This window comes from Streptomyces antarcticus, assembly GCF_026627255.1.
In the GTDB taxonomy this organism is placed as follows: domain Bacteria; phylum Actinomycetota; class Actinomycetes; order Streptomycetales; family Streptomycetaceae; genus Streptomyces; species Streptomyces antarcticus.
Map to the genome: position 1 here is coordinate 35,354 of NZ_JAPNLM010000009.1, position 16,004 is coordinate 51,357.

General features: G+C 72.4%; 18 protein-coding genes and 1 pseudogene. 13 read left to right on the forward strand and 6 right to left on the reverse strand.

What is annotated here, in order from left to right; translation table 11 throughout:
* Positions 1–94: 94 nt before the first annotated feature.
* Positions 95–466, reverse strand: a complete 372-nt coding sequence (locus OTB16_RS15680; RefSeq protein ID WP_267720794.1) for an ArsC/Spx/MgsR family protein — start codon at positions 464–466, stop codon at positions 95–97.
* Between the two features lie 107 nt (positions 467–573).
* Here OTB16_RS15680 and OTB16_RS15685 point away from each other — a divergent pair, with 107 nt between their 5' ends.
* On the forward strand, positions 574–825 hold the full coding sequence (locus OTB16_RS15685; RefSeq protein WP_267720795.1) for a hypothetical protein: 252 nt from the start codon (positions 574–576) through the stop codon (positions 823–825).
* 127 nt (positions 826–952) lie between these two features.
* Here the strand turns inward: OTB16_RS15685 and OTB16_RS15690 are convergent, their stop codons facing one another.
* The gene (locus tag OTB16_RS15690; RefSeq protein WP_267720796.1) at positions 953–1,210 is read right to left on the reverse strand and encodes a hypothetical protein; all 258 of its coding nucleotides are present in this window, start codon (positions 1,208–1,210) and stop codon (positions 953–955) included.
* Between the two features lie 228 nt (positions 1,211–1,438).
* Positions 1,439–2,551, reverse strand: a complete 1,113-nt coding sequence (locus OTB16_RS15695; protein WP_267720797.1) for a PP2C family protein-serine/threonine phosphatase — start codon at positions 2,549–2,551, stop codon at positions 1,439–1,441.
* 124 nt (positions 2,552–2,675) lie between these two features.
* Here OTB16_RS15695 and OTB16_RS15700 point away from each other — a divergent pair, with 124 nt between their 5' ends.
* The 3 genes from OTB16_RS15700 (at position 2,676) to OTB16_RS15710 (ending at position 6,036) form a co-directional block, all read left to right on the forward strand.
* Positions 2,676–3,446 (forward strand): VIT1/CCC1 transporter family protein, encoded by a 771-nt coding sequence (locus OTB16_RS15700; protein WP_420717707.1) that lies wholly within the window; start codon positions 2,676–2,678, stop codon positions 3,444–3,446.
* Positions 3,447–3,674: 228 nt separating this feature from the next.
* On the forward strand, positions 3,675–4,562 hold the full coding sequence (locus OTB16_RS15705; protein WP_267720798.1) for a TIGR01777 family oxidoreductase: 888 nt from the start codon (positions 3,675–3,677) through the stop codon (positions 4,560–4,562).
* A 202-nt stretch (positions 4,563–4,764) separates the two neighbouring features.
* A complete protein-coding gene (locus tag OTB16_RS15710) occupies positions 4,765–6,036 on the forward strand; it encodes an NAD(P)/FAD-dependent oxidoreductase (RefSeq protein ID WP_267720799.1) in 1,272 nt (423 codons plus the stop codon).
* Between the two features lie 63 nt (positions 6,037–6,099).
* Here OTB16_RS15710 and OTB16_RS15715 read toward each other — a convergent pair whose 3' ends face one another.
* A complete protein-coding gene (locus OTB16_RS15715) occupies positions 6,100–7,539 on the reverse strand; it encodes an NsdA family TPR-like regulatory protein (protein ID WP_267720800.1) in 1,440 nt (479 codons plus the stop codon).
* Between the two features lie 387 nt (positions 7,540–7,926).
* On the opposite strand from OTB16_RS15715, the gene OTB16_RS15720 reads away from it, so the two are divergent.
* From OTB16_RS15720 to OTB16_RS15750, 7 genes and pseudogenes are all read left to right on the forward strand, one after another.
* Positions 7,927–8,133, forward strand: a complete 207-nt coding sequence (locus OTB16_RS15720; protein ID WP_267720801.1) for a hypothetical protein — start codon at positions 7,927–7,929, stop codon at positions 8,131–8,133.
* A pseudogene (locus OTB16_RS15725) lies at positions 8,117–8,557 on the forward strand (DUF6879 family protein); the annotation flags it as partial. The gene OTB16_RS15720 and the pseudogene OTB16_RS15725, both read left to right, overlap by 17 nt.
* Before the next feature lie 188 nt (positions 8,558–8,745).
* Positions 8,746–9,117, forward strand: coding sequence for a tyrosine-type recombinase/integrase (locus OTB16_RS15730; protein ID WP_267720802.1), 372 nt, complete (start codon positions 8,746–8,748; stop codon positions 9,115–9,117).
* Positions 9,118–9,397: 280 nt separating this feature from the next.
* The gene (lipB, locus tag OTB16_RS15735; protein ID WP_267720803.1) at positions 9,398–10,195 is read left to right on the forward strand and encodes a lipoyl(octanoyl) transferase LipB; all 798 of its coding nucleotides are present in this window, start codon (positions 9,398–9,400) and stop codon (positions 10,193–10,195) included.
* A gap of 111 nt (positions 10,196–10,306) precedes the next feature.
* Positions 10,307–11,260, forward strand: a complete 954-nt coding sequence (gene lipA, locus OTB16_RS15740; protein WP_267720804.1) for a lipoyl synthase — start codon at positions 10,307–10,309, stop codon at positions 11,258–11,260.
* A gap of 260 nt (positions 11,261–11,520) precedes the next feature.
* Positions 11,521–11,718: an SCO2195 family GlnR-regulated protein gene (locus OTB16_RS15745; protein ID WP_267721010.1), complete on the forward strand. Its 198-nt coding sequence runs from the start codon at positions 11,521–11,523 to the stop codon at positions 11,716–11,718.
* Positions 11,719–11,727: 9 nt separating this feature from the next.
* Positions 11,728–12,426 (forward strand): DUF4191 domain-containing protein, encoded by a 699-nt coding sequence (locus OTB16_RS15750; RefSeq protein WP_267720805.1) that lies wholly within the window; start codon positions 11,728–11,730, stop codon positions 12,424–12,426.
* 57 nt (positions 12,427–12,483) lie between these two features.
* On the opposite strand, the gene OTB16_RS15755 is transcribed toward OTB16_RS15750, so the two are convergent.
* Positions 12,484–12,951, reverse strand: coding sequence for an RDD family protein (locus tag OTB16_RS15755; protein ID WP_267720806.1), 468 nt, complete (start codon positions 12,949–12,951; stop codon positions 12,484–12,486).
* A gap of 185 nt (positions 12,952–13,136) precedes the next feature.
* Between OTB16_RS15755 and glnA the strand changes: the two genes are divergently transcribed.
* Positions 13,137–14,546 carry a type I glutamate--ammonia ligase gene (glnA, locus tag OTB16_RS15760; protein WP_267720807.1) on the forward strand — a complete coding sequence of 470 codons (1,410 nt, stop codon included), beginning with the start codon at positions 13,137–13,139 and terminating at the stop codon, positions 14,544–14,546.
* Between the two features lie 151 nt (positions 14,547–14,697).
* Positions 14,698–15,288 (forward strand): hypothetical protein, encoded by a 591-nt coding sequence (locus OTB16_RS15765; RefSeq protein WP_267720808.1) that lies wholly within the window; start codon positions 14,698–14,700, stop codon positions 15,286–15,288.
* Between the two features lie 2 nt (positions 15,289–15,290).
* Here OTB16_RS15765 and OTB16_RS15770 read toward each other — a convergent pair whose 3' ends face one another.
* Complete coding sequence (locus OTB16_RS15770; protein WP_267720809.1) at positions 15,291–15,944, reverse strand: TetR/AcrR family transcriptional regulator; 654 nt, start codon at positions 15,942–15,944, stop codon at positions 15,291–15,293.
* Positions 15,945–16,004: the final 60 nt, after the last annotated feature.

The following is a 16,004-nucleotide window of genomic DNA, read 5'->3' on the forward strand; positions in this document are numbered from 1 at the left end:
GTCGAGGCAATGCGGCCAAGGCCGTCGTGCCGAAGCCGCCCGCGCCGCGGCCCGGCGCCCCGGCCGGCGCCGCGCCGTTGCGGGCGACGCGGTTTCAGGCCTTGCGGGACAGGGCCTCGCGGACGGCCTCGTCGGAGCGGGCGACCAGGGCCGTGCCGTCCTCCGCGGTGATGATCGGGCGCTGGATCAGCTTCGGGTGGGCCGCCAGGTGGGCGATCCAGCGGCCCCGCGCGGCGTCGGTCCCCTCGCGCGGCAGGTCCCGTACGCCGGTCTCCCGGGCCAGCGGGTCGGAGGTGCGCGTGATGTCCCACGGCTCCAGCCCGAGCCGGCCGAGCACCTCGCGGATCTCGTCCTCGGAGGGCACGTCCTCCAGATAGCGGCGCACGGTGTAGTCGGCGCCCTCCGCGTCCAGCAGCGTCAGCGCGCCACGGCACTTGGAACAGGCGGGATTGATCCAGATCTCCATGTCGCGAACCCTAACCAGAGCAGGTCTGGCCAGGGGCTTTTGTCAGTGGTCCCCGGTAAAATCGAAGGAGAACGACAGGAAGCCAACTACCGTTTGGGAGGCTGTAGATGGCCACTGCCACAACCATTCAGCACGTCAAGAAGAAGCCGCTGCCGGCGGGCCTGCCCCGCGAGTGGTACGAGAGCCACAACCGCCGTCTGAAGGCGATGCGGTTGGCGATATCCCTGCTCGACTCGGGGACCTACGACGCCCGGCGCGCCACCAACCGGAAGATCCGGACGATGGCCGTCCGGACGGGCATACACCGGCCCTCCAACGTCACCTGCAAGCTGGTGCGCGCCTTCATCAAGGAGGCGTAGGGGGTCGTGAAGGAGGCGTAGGGGGTCGCGCGGTCCGTTTCCGGGGGGAAGCGAGGTCCCCGGTCCCCGTACTGCGGACCTCCGGGCCCGGAGAGGCCGCTGCCGTGGCGCGGCGCCCAGCGCCGGGTTACGGCAGCGGCATCCCGAAGGTCTCGCCCCGGCCGGTACCGGCCGGGGAGCCCGGACCGGAGACGCCGTCCACCGTCAGCCGTGCGGGCGCCTCGACCGCGACGCGCCCGCCTGTCCCGGCACCGGCACCGGCACCGGTGACGTCGAGCGGCGTGCCGAGGAAGACGGCGGCCGAGACCAGGCTGAGGGCGGCCGTCGCGGCCGCCGCCGTCGTGATCGCCGCTATCCGCCTGCGGTGCTTGCGCGGTGCGTGCACGGGGGGCTCCTCTCCGTCGGGTGTGCCCGGGGGTGGGGTCGGGGTCGAGCCGGGGCGATCGGTACGACACGGCCGAGCACACCATGGAAACCGGGCAAATGGGGCCCTTGTCGCCGTTCGGTCACATGATCAGGACGGCACGGTCATGTCGGGCCCGGGTCCGGGTCGGGCGCCCGGGCCCGGGTGCCGGTCCGGCGCTCCCGGGACTACGGTCCGGCGGTCCCGGGACTACGATCCCGGCTCCGGGCCGGACCCGTCCAGGGAGAGCAGCAGCAGGGCCACGTCGTCGCGCGGGCCGCCGCCCGTGAAGGCCGCCAGGTCCCGCCACACCGCCCGGACCAGGCCCGCCGGGTCCCGTGCGAGCACGGGCACCCGTACGGCCAGCGGGTAGAAGTGCCCGGTCCGGTCCCGGGCCTCCGTCACCCCGTCGGTGTAGAGCAGCAGCCGGTCCCCGGGCAGCACTCGCAGCTCGACCGCCGCCACCGGCACGACCGGCCCGGCGAGGCCCAGCCCCAGCGGCGGCCCCGGCTCCACGGCCACCTCCCGCACCGCGGACCCGCGTAGGAGCAGGGGCGGCGGATGCCCGCACGACACGATCCGTACGAGGTCCAGGCCGGGCGGGAACTCCAGCAGCATCGCCGTCGCGAACAGCTCCGGAGGCTCGGCGGAGGCGCCCATCGCGTGCGCGGTGTCCGCGAGCAGCCGCCGGTCCAGCCTGGCCGCCACCGCCGTCGGCTCCGCGTCGTCCAGCACCGCTTCGCGGAAGGCGCCGAGCAGCGCCCCCACGGTGCCGACCGCCGCCAGCCCGTGGCCCTGCACGTCCCCGATCAGCGCCCGTACCCCGTACGGCCCCGCCCGTACGTCGTAGAGGTCGCCGCCGACCAGGGTGCCGCGCTGGGCCGCCCGGTAGAGCGCGGAACAGCGCACCGGGCCGACCCGTTCCGGAAGCGGCGGAAGGACGGCGAGCTGCGCCGCCTCCGCCACCGTCCGCACGGTCACCAGCTGGGCGTCGCGGCGCCGCCGGACCCAGGCGATGACCACGCCCAGCAGTCCGACCGCGGCCACGGTGGCCAGGTCCGAGCCGCGGGCCTGCGCGACGCCGAGGCTCGGCGCGCCGAGCAGGACCAGCACCACCGCGGCGAAGCACGCGGTTCCGGCCGGACCGTAGGCGAAGGCCGCCACCGGGGGCAGGGCGGCGAGGAAGTACCCCAGCTCCACGTCGCCCGGGGTGAGCGCCTGGGCGAGGACGAGCACGACCAAGGCCACCGCGGGGGCGATCCGGGTCCAGACCGGCGGCGGCTTCCCCCGCAGCCAGCCGGACTGTTCGCTTTGGCCTCTCACCCCTCCACCCTGGTACCGGCACCCGGCCCGCGCACCCCGGACCCGGCCGGGTGGCGGCTTCCCGCCCCCCGCGGGCGGCGGTGTGCGGTGGCCGGGTGCGGCCCGGAGCGGGGACAGTGGGGGCGTGACGGAAGACGAAGCCCCGGGCAGGCCGCCGACGCGGGCGCACATCGAGGCGCACGGCAGCGGCAGCGGGGGCGCGGGCGGCGGCTCCCAGAGCGCGGAGATCAGTACGCGCCTGAACTGGCTGCGCGCGGGGGTGCTCGGCGCCAACGACGGGATCATCTCCACCGCGGGTCTGGTGGTCGGCGTCGCCGGAGCGACCACCTCGCGGTCCGTGATCTTCGCGGCGGGCATCGCCGGGCTGCTGGCGGGCGCGCTGTCGATGGCGGCGGGGGAGTACGTCTCCGTCAGCTCCCAGCGGGACTCCGAGCGGGCCGCGCTCGACCTGGAGCGCCGAGAGCTGGCCGAGGAGCCGGAGGCGGAACTCGACGAGCTCACCGACATGCTCGCGGCCCGGGGGCTGAGCCGCGACCTGGCCCGGGAGGCCGCCGAACAGCTGACGGAACGGGACGCGCTGCGGGCGCACGCCCGGGTGGAGCTGGGCATCAACCCCGACGAGCTCGCCAACCCCTGGCACGCGGCCCTGGCCAGCCTCGTCGCCTTCACCGTGGGCGCGCTGCTGCCGCTGCTCGCGATCATCCTGCCGGGGCCGTCCGCGCGGGTGCCGGTCACGGTGGTGGCGGTGCTGGTGGCGCTCACGCTGTGCGGGGTGGTGAGCGCGCGGCTCGGCCGGGCGCCGGCGGGGCGGGCGGTCCTGCGGAACGTGGGGGGCGGGGCGCTGGCCATGGCGGTCACGTACGCGGTGGGCACCTGGCTCGGCGCCGCCGGCTGACCCCCCGGGGGCGCGCCGGCCCCGCCCTCGCCCCCGGCCAGGTCCGGTCGCCCCGTGCCGCGGGGCTCCGCCCCGGACCCCGCGCCTCAATCGCCGGCGGGGCTGGATGTGGTCCGGTTGGTCCGGTCGGTCCGGTCGGGCGGGTTTGTCGGCGGGGGGATTCGGGAGGTGGGGAGTTGTCCGGCCGGGTTCGGGCGGGGCGGCGGGGGGACCCGGCAGGATGGGGGCATGCGTATCGCGGTCACCGGTTCCACCGGGCTCATCGGCAAGGCCCTCGTACAGTCCCTCCGGGCGGACGGCCACGAGGTGGTCCGCTTCGTACGGCGCGCGCCCGCCGCCGCCGACGAGGCGCGGTGGGATCCGGCCCGGGGCGACGTGGACCCCGCCGGGCTGGCCGGGTGCTCCGCCGTCGTGCACCTGGCCGGGGCCGGAGTCGGCGAGCACCGCTGGACCGACGCCTACAAGCGGGAGATCCGCGACAGCCGGGTCCTCGGCACCGCCGCTATCGCCCGGGCCGCGGCCGCCCTCGACGGACCGCCCGCCGTGCTGGTCAGCGGCTCCGCCATCGGCTACTACGGGGACACCGGCGACTGCGCCGTCGACGAGGACGCCCCCGCCGGCCGGGGTTTCCTGCCCTCCGTGTGCGTGGAGTGGGAGGCGGCCGCCGAACCCGCCGCCGCGGCGGGCATCCGTACCGTCCACGCCCGTACCGGCCTGGTCGTCGCCCGCGACGGCGGGGCCTGGGGGCGGCTGTTCCCGATCTTCCGGGCCGGGGTCGGCGGCCGCCTCGGCAACGGGCGCCAGTACTGGTCGTACCTCTCCCTCCGGGACGAGGTGGCGGCCCTGCGCCACATCATCGACACCCCGGCCCTCTCCGGCCCGGTCAACCTCACCGCCCCCGAGCCGGTGACCAACCGGCAGGTGACCGAGGCCATGGGCCGGGTGCTGCGCAGGCCCGCGGTGCTGCCCGTGCCGGCCGTCGCCCTGCGCGTCGCGCTCGGGGAGTTCGCCGAGGACGTGCTCGGCAGCCAGCGGGTACGGCCCGCCCGGCTGCTGGAGTCCGGCTTCGTCTTCCGCGACCCGAGCATCGAGCAGGCGATCCGCGCCGCCCTCTGAGCCCCTGCCCGGCCCACGCCGCCTCCCCGCCCGCGCGACCGGTACGTGAACGCCGTGCGACCGTTCGTGACCCGCATGCGACCGCCGTGCGACCGCCGTGCGACCGGAGTTGACCGTAATACCCCAACCAACTTGGGTTCCACTGGAGCCGGTTGGGGGAAGGACGGTGAGACACAGCCGCGCCGACCTCGGGGAGGGGCACGTGCTCAGCAGCTCACACCATGCCGCACACCATGCGGACGTCGTCATCGTAGGAGCCGGAGTCTCAGGACTCGCGGCCGCGCAGCACCTGATCGCAGCGGGGGTCACGGTCACCGTCCTGGAGGCCGCGGGCGACCCCGGCGGGCGGATGGCCACCGCGTCGGCCGACGGGTTCCGGCTGGACCGGATCGGCCAGCTGCTCAACACCTCGTACACCGAACTGGCCCGCACCCCGGGCCTGGAGGCCCTGACCCTGCGCCCCTTCGCGCCCGGCGTCCTGGTCCACGCCGACGGCAAACAGCTGCGGGCCGGGGCCCTCACCCCGGCCCGCGCCCTGGCCAGCGGCTCCCTCGACCAGGCCCGGCTCAGCGCCGCCCTCGGCCGGCTCGCCGCCCTGCCCGAGGAGAAGCTGCTCGCCCGGCCCGAACGCACCGCGCACACCGCCCTGCGCTCCCGCGGCCTGCCGCCCCGCACGGTCAACGCCGTCCTGCGGCCGCTGCTCGCCGCCCTGCTCCGCGATCCGGACCTCACCACGTCCAGCCGCGTCGCCGACCTGGCCCTGCGCACCTTCGCCCGCGGCCGGCTCGCCGTGCCCGAGGGCGGCGCCGCGACCCTGCCCGGCCTGCTCGCCGCGGCCCTGCCGCCCGGCACCGTGCACACCGGGGTCCGGGTCCGGTCGGTGGCGACGAACCTGGTCACCACCGAGGAGCACGGCGAGTTCGGCTGCCGCTCCGTCATCCTGGCCACCGGCGCCCGCGCCGCCGCCGGGCTCCTGCCCGGGCTGCGCGTGCCCGCCTTCCACGAGGTCACCGTCCTGCACCACGCCACCGCCGGACCGCTGCCCTGGGACGGCTCGCTGCTCCTCGACGCCGCCCGCGAGTGGCCCGTCTCCCACACCGCCGTGATGAGCGCGGTCGACCCGACCCGGGCCCCGGCCGGCCGGAGCCTGGTCACCACCACCGTGCTCGGCCCGCCGCCGCCCCCGCGCACGGTCGCCTCGCGCCTGGCCCGGCTCTACGAGACCCCGACCCGCGAGTGGGAGCTGCTCGCCGTCCACCACACCCCGGAGGCCGTCCCCGCCATGCCCGCGCCGTACGACGCGCGCCGCCCCGTCCGCGTGCTGGCCGGGCTGTACGTGTGCGGGGACCACCGCGACACCAACACCGTCCAGGGCGCCCTGCACTCGGCCCGCCGCGCCGCCACCGCCGTCCTGCGGGACTTCGGCATCCCGCTGCCGGCCGCCCAGGAGCCCGCGCTCCCGGCGGCCGCCTGAGGAACCGCCCCTCCGGGGTCCGGGCCCGGTCCGGGTCCCGGACCCCGGAGGGGCGCCGCCGGGTCAGGACAGCGCCGCCACCCGGTCCCGGTACGTCCGCACCGCCGACGCGTCCCGGAACGGCTCCAGGCGCCGCTCGAAGTCCCGTACGTACTCCACCGCGCGCACCGACCGCATCTCGCTCGCCTGCTGCGCCGCCTCCGCCCCCAGCGCGCACGCCTGGTCCAGCTCGCCCAGCCCCAGCCGCGCCGTGGCCAGCACCACCCGGCAGAACAGCCGCGACCGGGCGTACGCCGGTGCCCGCAGCTGCAGGGACCGCTCCGCGTGCTGGGCCGCGGCCCGGTACTGCTGGAGGTCCCGGTGGCAGTGCCCGAACTCGTCCGCCAGCTGCGCCTCGTCGTAGTACCGCGCCCAGTGCGGTACGTCGTCCCCCGGTCGCGCCGCGCCCAGCGCCCGCTCGGCCCGCACCAGCGCAGCCGTCGCCGCCCGGACCTCGCCGAGGACCGCGTGCCCGCGCGCCTCCGCCGAATGCAGCAGCGCCTGCACCACCGGCGGCGGCCCCGAGCCGACGCCCTGCTGGGCCACCCGGGCCAGCTGCACCGCCTCCCGGCCGTGGCCGAGGTAGACCGCCTGTCGGCTCATCGTGACCAGCACGTACGCGCCGTACGGCCGGTCCCCGGCGGCCTGGGCCAGCCGCAGCGCCTGCACGAAGTACCGCTGGCCCAGCCCGTGCGCGGCGATGTCGTACGAGGTCCAGCCCGCGAGCCGGGTCAGGTCGGCGGCGGCGGAGAACAGCCGCCGCCCGGTGGTCTCCCCGTACGTCCCGCGGAGCATCGGCTCGGCCTCGTGCTCCAGGTAGCGCACCAGCGCCTGCCGGGCGTGGCCGCCGCCGTACGCGTCGTCCAGGCTGCGGAACAGCTCGCTCACCGATCTCAGCGCCGCGATGTCGCCGCCGGTCACCCGCTGCCCGGGCGCGCGGTCGATCTGCCGCTGCCGGGGCACCGAAGCCCGCCCCTGGACGGGGACGCGGGCCGCCGCCGGGTCCGCGCCGCGGCCCACCCGCTCGTCCGCCCTCCCGATGAGCCAGTCCCGGCTGGGCACCACCAGCCCGGCCGGGGTGAAGGCGATCTTCCGGAGCTCGGCGTGCGAGCCGGAGTCCTTGCGCCACAGGCCGGCGGCGATGTCCACGGCCTCCTCGGGGGTGGCGGCGAACTCCAGCCCCGCGTACACGGGCGCGCAGGCGTCCAGCCCCGTGTCCTGGGCGGACAGCCGCCGTCCGAGCCGCCGGGTGAAGACCTCGGCGATCAGCGCGGGGGTGGTGCCGCGGGGCTGCTGCCCGCGCAGCCACCGCGTCACGGAGGTCTTGTCGTACCGCAGATCGAGACCGTGCTCCAGACCGAGCTGGTCCACGCGGCGGGCGAGCCCGGCGTTGGAGAACCCGGCCTCCTCGATCAGCGCCGCGAGCTGCCGGTTGGGGACGCGCTGGGCAGGTCGTTCCGTCATCGGCTCCACGGTCTCCTGACGTGACGGACCGGGGTCCCGGCCCTGTGAACGGCGTGAATGTAGCGGCGAACTCCCCCCAGACCGTCCTGTCTGTCCCACATTCATCCGATCGTGTGCAGTCCAGAGCCCGGGGTGGACAGCCACCCGTGGCCAGGAAGGATCGTTGGCCGATAACTGGCACATCTAGACAGGTCAATGCTGGATAGCTGTAGCGGTGCTGGCACCGTGCTGGAATCCAGCGCACGCAGACCCCTGGCCCTTGGTGGCCGGGGGTCTCTTTATGCAAAGACGTGCATAGTCGCGTTCGTGCATAGACGGCCTCACCCGTGGCTCCGTACGGTCATGGTCATCAGGCCCAGCGGGGGCCTGGCGCCGAGGGGGCTTCACATGGCACGTGAGGAACTGACCCGGCTCACAGGCAACGGAAACGGCGAGTGCGGGCAGGGGGACTGCCCGAACGTCTACCAGACCGCGTCCGGCTCGTTCATCGTCCAGGGCGACGTATCCGCAGCCTTCACCCCGCCCGCCGGCGAGGGACTCGTAGAGATCCCCGAAGCAGTGCTCAGGGAGGCGTTCCGTGCTCTTGGATGGTGAAGACTGGGCGTCGAAGTTCAAGACGTTCCAGACGGAAGCCTGGCGGCTTGAGACGTTGCCGCAGTACCTCGTACCGCAGGAAGCGGAAGAGTTCGCAGCCTTCAAGGCAGGGGCCCGTTTCCCCGGCCCGTACCAGGACTCGTGGACGGACATGGTGCGCACTCGGAACGTCGGACGCGTGCACGTCCTGACTCAGCCGCTGAGCGACTACCTACGGTTCGAGTTCGATCGGTACTACCAGCACCAGGCCCCGGTAGGGGAAGACATTCGCATCCTCGACGTGACCGACCGGCCGAACCCGTTGCCGGAGGTCGAAGACTTCTGGATGTTCGACCGCTCCACTGTGATGCTCATGCATTACGAACCGGACGGCAAGCAGATCAGCCGCGAACTGTACGAGGGTGACCCTGCCCCGTTGCTCCAGTCAGGCATTCAGGCGGCGGCGGGACGTACTCGTAGTCACGCATGGAGATCCTTCGCACGGCCTCAGGGTCCGACAGGTTGTATCCGGCAGACCGCGCACACGCCGGACAGCCGTCGCACGTACACGAGGTCGCTGCTGCCGTTCGGCGGGCACGGGCCCGTACCGCGTTCTTCCTGCTGTCGCCGCTCATGCTCATCACCTCTCCGGCGCGGGCTTCGATCCGCTGGTGCACGCCTCGCTCTTGCCTCCGGCGAGCGGGCACTCGCGCTTGTACTGCTCGACTCTTCAAGAACCAGCGGGGGAGCCTCGCCGCCCGGGACGACTTCGGGTACGCGTGGCGGCAGGTGCCTGCCACTGTGAAGCACGCTTGGAGCGCCCACGACCTCCGGCACTACTTCGCCTCTACCTGCCTTCTGAACGGCCTGCCCATCCTGGCCGTGTCCAGGTGGCTGGGGCACGCCTCCATCATGATCACTGCCGATACGTACGGGCACATGACGCCGGACTCCATGGACCGTGCAGTCACGGTCCTGGACGGGATCATGGGTCTCGCCGTGTAACGGCGACTCAGCACCCGTGATGACCCCGTGCTGAGATGTGCTGGCATTAGCACGTGGAGTACCTCATCCGTACAGGTCAAAGCCACACTCACTCGTCTGTGTGCAGAATCGGTGGGGCGGACCGGCCCTTCTCCCGGAACCCCGCGCGAGGCGCCCGCACCGGCCCGCGCGCGGGCCGGAGCGGGCCGGGGGCCGGGGCCCTGGAGGCGCCCGCACGGTCCGCCGTACCCTTGGCTGGTGCGATACGTGCACACAGCAGGTTCAACGAGGAGGCGCCGCGGTGGCTGAGCTTGGGTTTGTCCATCTGGGCTTCGGGCCGGAAGCCGTCGAGTACACCGCGGCCTGGGAGGAACAGCGCCGGGTGCACGCCGCCCGCTTCGCGGACGAGACCGGCGACACCTGCCTGCTGCTGGAGCACCCGCCGGTCTACACCGCCGGCCGGCGCACCGACCCCGGCGAGCGCCCGCTCGACGGCACCCCCGTCGTCGACGTGGACCGCGGCGGCAAGATCACCTGGCACGGCCCCGGCCAGCTCGTCGGCTACCCGATCATGAAGCTGCCCCGCCCGGTGGACGTGGTCGCCCACGTCCGGCGCCTGGAGGACGCGCTGATCCGCACCGCCGCCGACTTCGGGCTGGAGACCACCCGTATCGAGGGCCGCTCCGGTGTGTGGGTGCTCGGCGACCCGGTGGAGGACCGTCCGCTGATCGGCGGGCTCTCGCTCGACTTCGACCCGCGCCTGAAGGACGATGAGTTCGACGCCCGGCTGAACGGCCCCGAGTACGCCCCGTCCAACGCCGGCCAGCGCCGCGAGGACCGCAAACTCGCCGCGATCGGCATCCGGGTCGCCAAGGGCGTCACGATGCACGGGTTCGCCATCAACGTGAACCCCGACAACACCTGGTTCGACCGGATCGTGCCCTGCGGCATCCGGGACGCCGGTGTGACCTCGCTCTCGTACGAACTGGGCCGCGAGATCACCATCGCCGAGGTGCTGCCGGTCATCGAGCGGCACCTGAAGGACGTGCTGGAGCACGCCGAGCCGCGGCCCCGCGAGATCGAGCCGGCGGCGGGCTGACCGCCCGCGGGAATGCGTCCGGCAGCCCCCAGGTTGGCGGAGTGAAGAGCGTACGAAATTACGGGCGTACCCTGGTGGGCGCCGAAGAATCGAAGTCACAGGGAGCCGGTCGTGTCCGCAGTCGCACCCGACGGACGCAAGATGCTGCGCCTGGAAGTCCGCAACGCCCAGACGCCCATCGAGCGCAAGCCCGAGTGGATCAAGACCCGGGCGAAGATGGGCCCCGAGTACACCAAGATGCAGGCCCTGGTGAAGGGCGAAGGACTGCACACGGTGTGCCAGGAGGCGGGCTGTCCGAACATCTACGAATGCTGGGAGGACCGCGAGGCCACCTTCCTCATCGGCGGCGACCAGTGCACCCGGCGCTGTGACTTCTGCCAGATCGACACGGGCAAGCCCGAGGCCCTGGACCGGGACGAGCCGCGCCGTGTCGGCGAGTCCGTGGTCACGATGGACCTGAACTACGCCACCATCACCGGCGTGGCCCGCGACGACCTGGCCGACGGCGGCGCCTGGCTGTATGCGGAGACCGTGCGCCAGATCCACGAGCAGACGGCGGGCCGCGAGAGCGGCCACACCAAGGTCGAGCTGCTCGCCCCCGACTTCAACGCGGTCCCGGAGCTGCTGGAGGAGGTCTTCGCCTCCCGCCCCGAGGTCTTCGCGCACAACGTCGAGACCGTGCCGCGCATCTTCAAGCGGATCCGTCCCGGCTTCCGCTACGAGCGCTCGCTCGACGTGATCACCCGGGCCCGCGCCTACGGCCTGATCACCAAGTCGAACCTGATCCTCGGCATGGGCGAGGAGCGCGAAGAGGTCACGCAGGCCCTGAAGGACCTGCACGAGGCCGGCTGCGAGCTCATCACCATCACCCAGTACCTGCGGCCCTCGCCGCGGCACCACCCCGTCGAGCGCTGGGTGAAGCCCGCCGAGTTCGTGGAGCTGGCCAAGGAGGCCGAGGAGATCGGCTTCTCCGGCGTGATGTCCGGGCCGCTGGTCCGGTCCTCGTACCGGGCGGGCCGCCTCTACCAGCAGGCGATGGAGAAGCGCAGCCGCGCCGAGGTGTAGGCGACGGCCCGCGGGTGTGACGCGCACTACCCCACGGACCGTGTGAACTCGCGCACAAAGACATACCAACGAGTAACACCGCGTCGACGCGGCCCCTAGGCTCTTTTCAGGGAAGAGTGCCCGGCGGGCCGCGTCTGCGTGTTTGCAACGTGTCCATCACATTTGACGGGCCGGTCATGCCCTGGTAACACCAGTCAGTGACGCTGGACCCACGCACCGCAATCGCTCTGCCGAGTGTTTCCGTGAAAGGGATCGCCATCATGCAGGCCGCGCCCGTACGCGCCATCGCCATTCCCTCCTTCACCGACGCCTTCCGGGGCGTCGAGTCCCTGCTCATGAGCGGTGCCCGCCGCAACGCCTGGACGGCCGTCCTGGAGGACCGCCGCAGGGCCAAGGACCGGGTCGAAACCGAACACGTACTTGAGGCCGCGGCTACCCGTACCCCTCGGGCCACGTAAACTCGCCCTATGGCGAGGAAGTCAAACGCAGAGACTGCTGCGAACCCCGGGCGACTGAAGCAGATCGCCCTGACGTACAAGATGACGCGCAAGGCCGACCCGAAGGTCGGTCTGATCGTCGCGGGCGTGGGAATCGTCACCTTCGGTGTCTTTCTCGCGATCGGCTTCCTGATCGGCCACCCGGTCTACCTGGGCATCCTGGGCTTCCTGGTGGCGTTCCTCGGAATGGCGATCATCTTCGGACGACGGGCCGAGCGCGCTGCCTTCGGGCAGATGGAAGGACAGCCGGGCGCGGCCGCGGCCGTACTGGACAACGTGGGACGGGGCTGGACGACCACCCCGGCCATCGCGATGAACAAGAGCCAGGACATCGTCCACCGGGCCGTCGGCAAGGCCGGCGTGGTGCTGATCGGTGAGGGCAACCCCAACCGGGTCAAGCTTCTGCTCGCGAACGAGAAGAAGAAGATGGCCCGGATCATGCCGGACGTGCCGGTGCACGACTTCATCGTGGGCACGGGCGAGAACGAGGTGCCGCTCAAGAAGGTGCGCACCACGCTGCTCAAGCTGCCGCGCGTGCTGGCCGGCCCCCAGATCACCCAGGTCAACGACAAGCTGCGGGCCATGGGTGACCTCATGAGCAACATGCCGCTGCCGAAGGGCCCGATGCCCAAGGGCATGAAGATGCCGCGCGGCGGAAAGATGCGCTGACCGGATCAGCCGCTCACCCGCTTTTCGTATACGACACAGGGGCGGACCCGGCGGGCGTCAGAGGCGGACCTGCACGGCGCGCGCCAGCCGGTCGTGCAGGCCGCGGCCGTCGCGGTCCCAGATGAGCGCCGGGACGACCAGGGCCAGCAGCAGAGTGCGGATCACGACCCGGCCGAAGCCGAGGCGGCCGCCGTCCTCCGCGATCACCCGGAGCCCCACGATCCGCTTGCCGGGGGTGAAGCCGACGGTGCCGACGGTCAGGACGGCCAGGGCCACGAAGAGCCCCAGGGTCCAGTTGCCCGACGCGGCCAGGTCACCGCCCGTGATCAGCCCGTACGCGATCAGCTGGCAGCCGGTCCAGTCGATGGCCACGGCGCCCAGCCGGCGTCCGAACCGGGCGACGGAGCCGGGCCCCGCCTGGGGGAGGCCGAGCCGCTGGCCCGGGTAGCCGAAGTCGACACCCATGTCCTCGGCGGCCGCGCGGGGGCCGGAGAGCCACGATCCGATTGCTTGCCTGTTGTCCACCCGAACACGGTACCCGTGCGGCTCCACGGCACTCCCGCGGGACCCTGGTTAACTTGTGCGAAACAAATGGGTCATGCTTGAGAAATCCCGTCTGCTTATGGTCGGGTCAGCGTGCGACACCGCACTGACGCACCACGAGCTATAAAACCCGTCCCTGCCCCGGGGCCGGGAGTAGGAGGAGTTGGATGTTCCAGAACGCCGACGAAGTGAAGCAGTACATCGAGGAGAACGACGTCAAGTTCGTTGACGTCCGCTTCTGCGACCTGCCTGGTGTGATGCAGCACTTCACCATCCCGGGGCGCGCGTTCGACCCGAACGAGGAGCTGGCCTTCGACGGCTCCTCGATCCGCGGCTTCCAGGCGATCCACGAGTCCGACATGGCGCTGCGCGCCGACATCTCCACCGCGCGCCTGGACCCGTTCCGCAAGGACAAGACGCTCAACATCAACTTCTTCATCCACGACCCGATCACGGGCGAGGCCTACAGCCGCGACCCGCGCAACATCGCGAAGAAGGCCGAGGCGTACCTCGCCTCCACCGGCATCGCCGACACCGCGTACTTCGGTCCCGAGGCCGAGTTCTACGTGTTCGACAGCGTGCGCTTCGCGACCACCGCGAACGAGAGCTTCTACCACATCGACTCCGAGGCCGGCGCCTGGAACACCGGGTCCGAGGAGAACAACCGCGGCTACAAGGTCCGCTACAAGGGCGGCTACTTCCCCGTCGCCCCGGTCGACCACTTCGCCGACCTGCGCGCCGAGATCTCCCTCGAGCTGGACGCCCAGGGCCTCCAGGTCGAGCGCCAGCACCACGAGGTCGGCACCGGCGGCCAGGCGGAGATCAACTACAAGTTCAACACGCTGCTCGCCGCGGCCGACGACCTGATGCTCTTCAAGTACATCGTGAAGAACGTCGCCTGGCGCAACGGCAAGACCGCGACGTTCATGCCGAAGCCGATCTTCGGCGACAACGGCTCGGGCATGCACGTGCACCAGTCGCTGTGGGCCAACGGCGACCCCCTGTTCTACGACGAGACCGGCTACGCGGGCCTCTCGGACACCGCCCGTTACTACATCGGCGGCATCCTCAAGCACGCCCCGTCGCTGCTGGCGTTCACCAACCCGACGGTGAACTCCTACCACCGCCTGGTGCCGGGCTTCGAGGCGCCGGTCAACATGGTGTACTCGCAGCGCAACCGCTCCGCCGCCATGCGCATCCCGATCACGGGCTCGAACCCGAAGGCCAAGCGCGTCGAGTTCCGCGCCCCGGACCCGTCGTCCAACCCGTACCTCGCCTTCGCGGCGCTGCTGCTCGCGGGCCTCGACGGCGTCAAGAACAAGATCGAGCCGATGGAGCCGATCGACAAGGACCTCTACGAGCTCTCGCCCGACGAGCACGCGAGCGTCCCGCAGGTCCCGACCAGCCTCGAGGACGTCCTCAAGGCCCTGGAGGCCGACCACGAGTACCTCCTGGCCGGCGGTGTCTTCACCCCGGACCTGATCGAGACGTGGATCGACTACAAGCGCACGCACGAGATCGCCCCGATCGCGCAGCGCCCGCACCCGCACGAGTTCGAGCTGTACTTCGACCTCTAGAAAATCCGGGTCGTGCCTGGTGAAAGGCCCCCCGCCGCTCTCTTCGGAGAGCGGCGGGGGGCCTTTCCGCTTTGACACGGGGCGGGGACCGGGTGAGGGTAGAAATGACCTAAAAGCCGGATAAGCGAGACATGTGCGGAGGTGCATGAAGATGCGCCGTAAGATCGTTGCGGCAGCCATGGCAGGGGCCGCGGGAATCGCGATGGGTGTGCTGCCCCTCGCCAGCGCCTCGGCTTCGACCGTCACCGGAGGTGGTGGCGGCGGCGGGAACGGCGGCTACGACTGCTACCGGTACCCCTCGCACCGCTCGGACGCCCGGTGGGACGCCTGTTGCAACCACGACTGGCACGACCGGCCCAGCTGGTGCTGGGACCAGGGCGGCGTCGGCGGGTACAACGACAACTGGCGCGACGGCAACTGGAACGACTCCAACTGGCGCGACGACGCGAACTGGAACTCGGGTCGGTACGACTCCGGCTGGCATGACGGCGGTAACTGGAACCACGACGGCGGTAACTGGAACCACGACCGCGGCGACTGGAACCACGACCGCGGCGACTGGAACAACGACCGCGGCGACTGGAACAACAACGACGGCGGCGGTAACTGGAACGGCGGCGGTGGCGGCGGCGACTGGAACGGCGGCGGTGGCGGCGGCGACTGGAACGGCGGCGGCGGCGACGGCGGCGGTGGGGGCGGCAACTGGGGCGGCGGAGAAGGAGGCGGTGGCGGCGGGCGCTGACCTCAGCGCAGCAGCGGCATCGCGCCCGTGAGGTCGCGCAGGCAGCGGACGGCGAGTTCGGCCGGGGAGCCGGGTCCCGAGACCGGGGCGTCGGTGGTCGACCACAGCTCCAGGGAGATGCGGATCGCGTCCGTTGCCGCCGCGGCGAGAAGCCGTACCCCCAGGGCGTCCGCGCCCGGGCCTGCCAGCCGGGCCACCACGGGGACCAGCTGCTCCTCGGAGTCCTGGTTCACCCGGTACCACACCGCCCGCAGCGCCTCGTCGGACTCCGCCGCGCGGAGCAGGCCGCGGGTGACCTCCAGGCCCTCCCCGACGGCTTGCGGGTCGTTCAGCGACCGGGTGACGGCCCGTTCCAGGGCCTCCCCGAGCGGAGTGCCGGGGTCCTCCTCGGAGAGCAGGGCGCGCCAGGCGTCGCCGCCGCCCGCGAGCAGGGGGGCCACCGCCTCCTGCTTGTTGCGGAAGTACCGGTAGAACGTGCGCAGGGCCACCCCGGCGCGGTGCGCGATGTCCTCGGCGGTGGTGCCGTCCGGGCCGTGCTCGGCGAAGAGTTCGCAGGCGGCGCGGGCGATGTCGAGCTGGGTGGCGGCCTTGCGGCGCTCGGTCAGCGACTGGGCTCCGGGGCCGGCCTGGGGAGAGTACGGACGAGGGGATCTCACGGGGTGAAGCGTACCTTCCGCAGGCCACGGTGATTGCATTCCTTGTCACTCTGGCAAAGC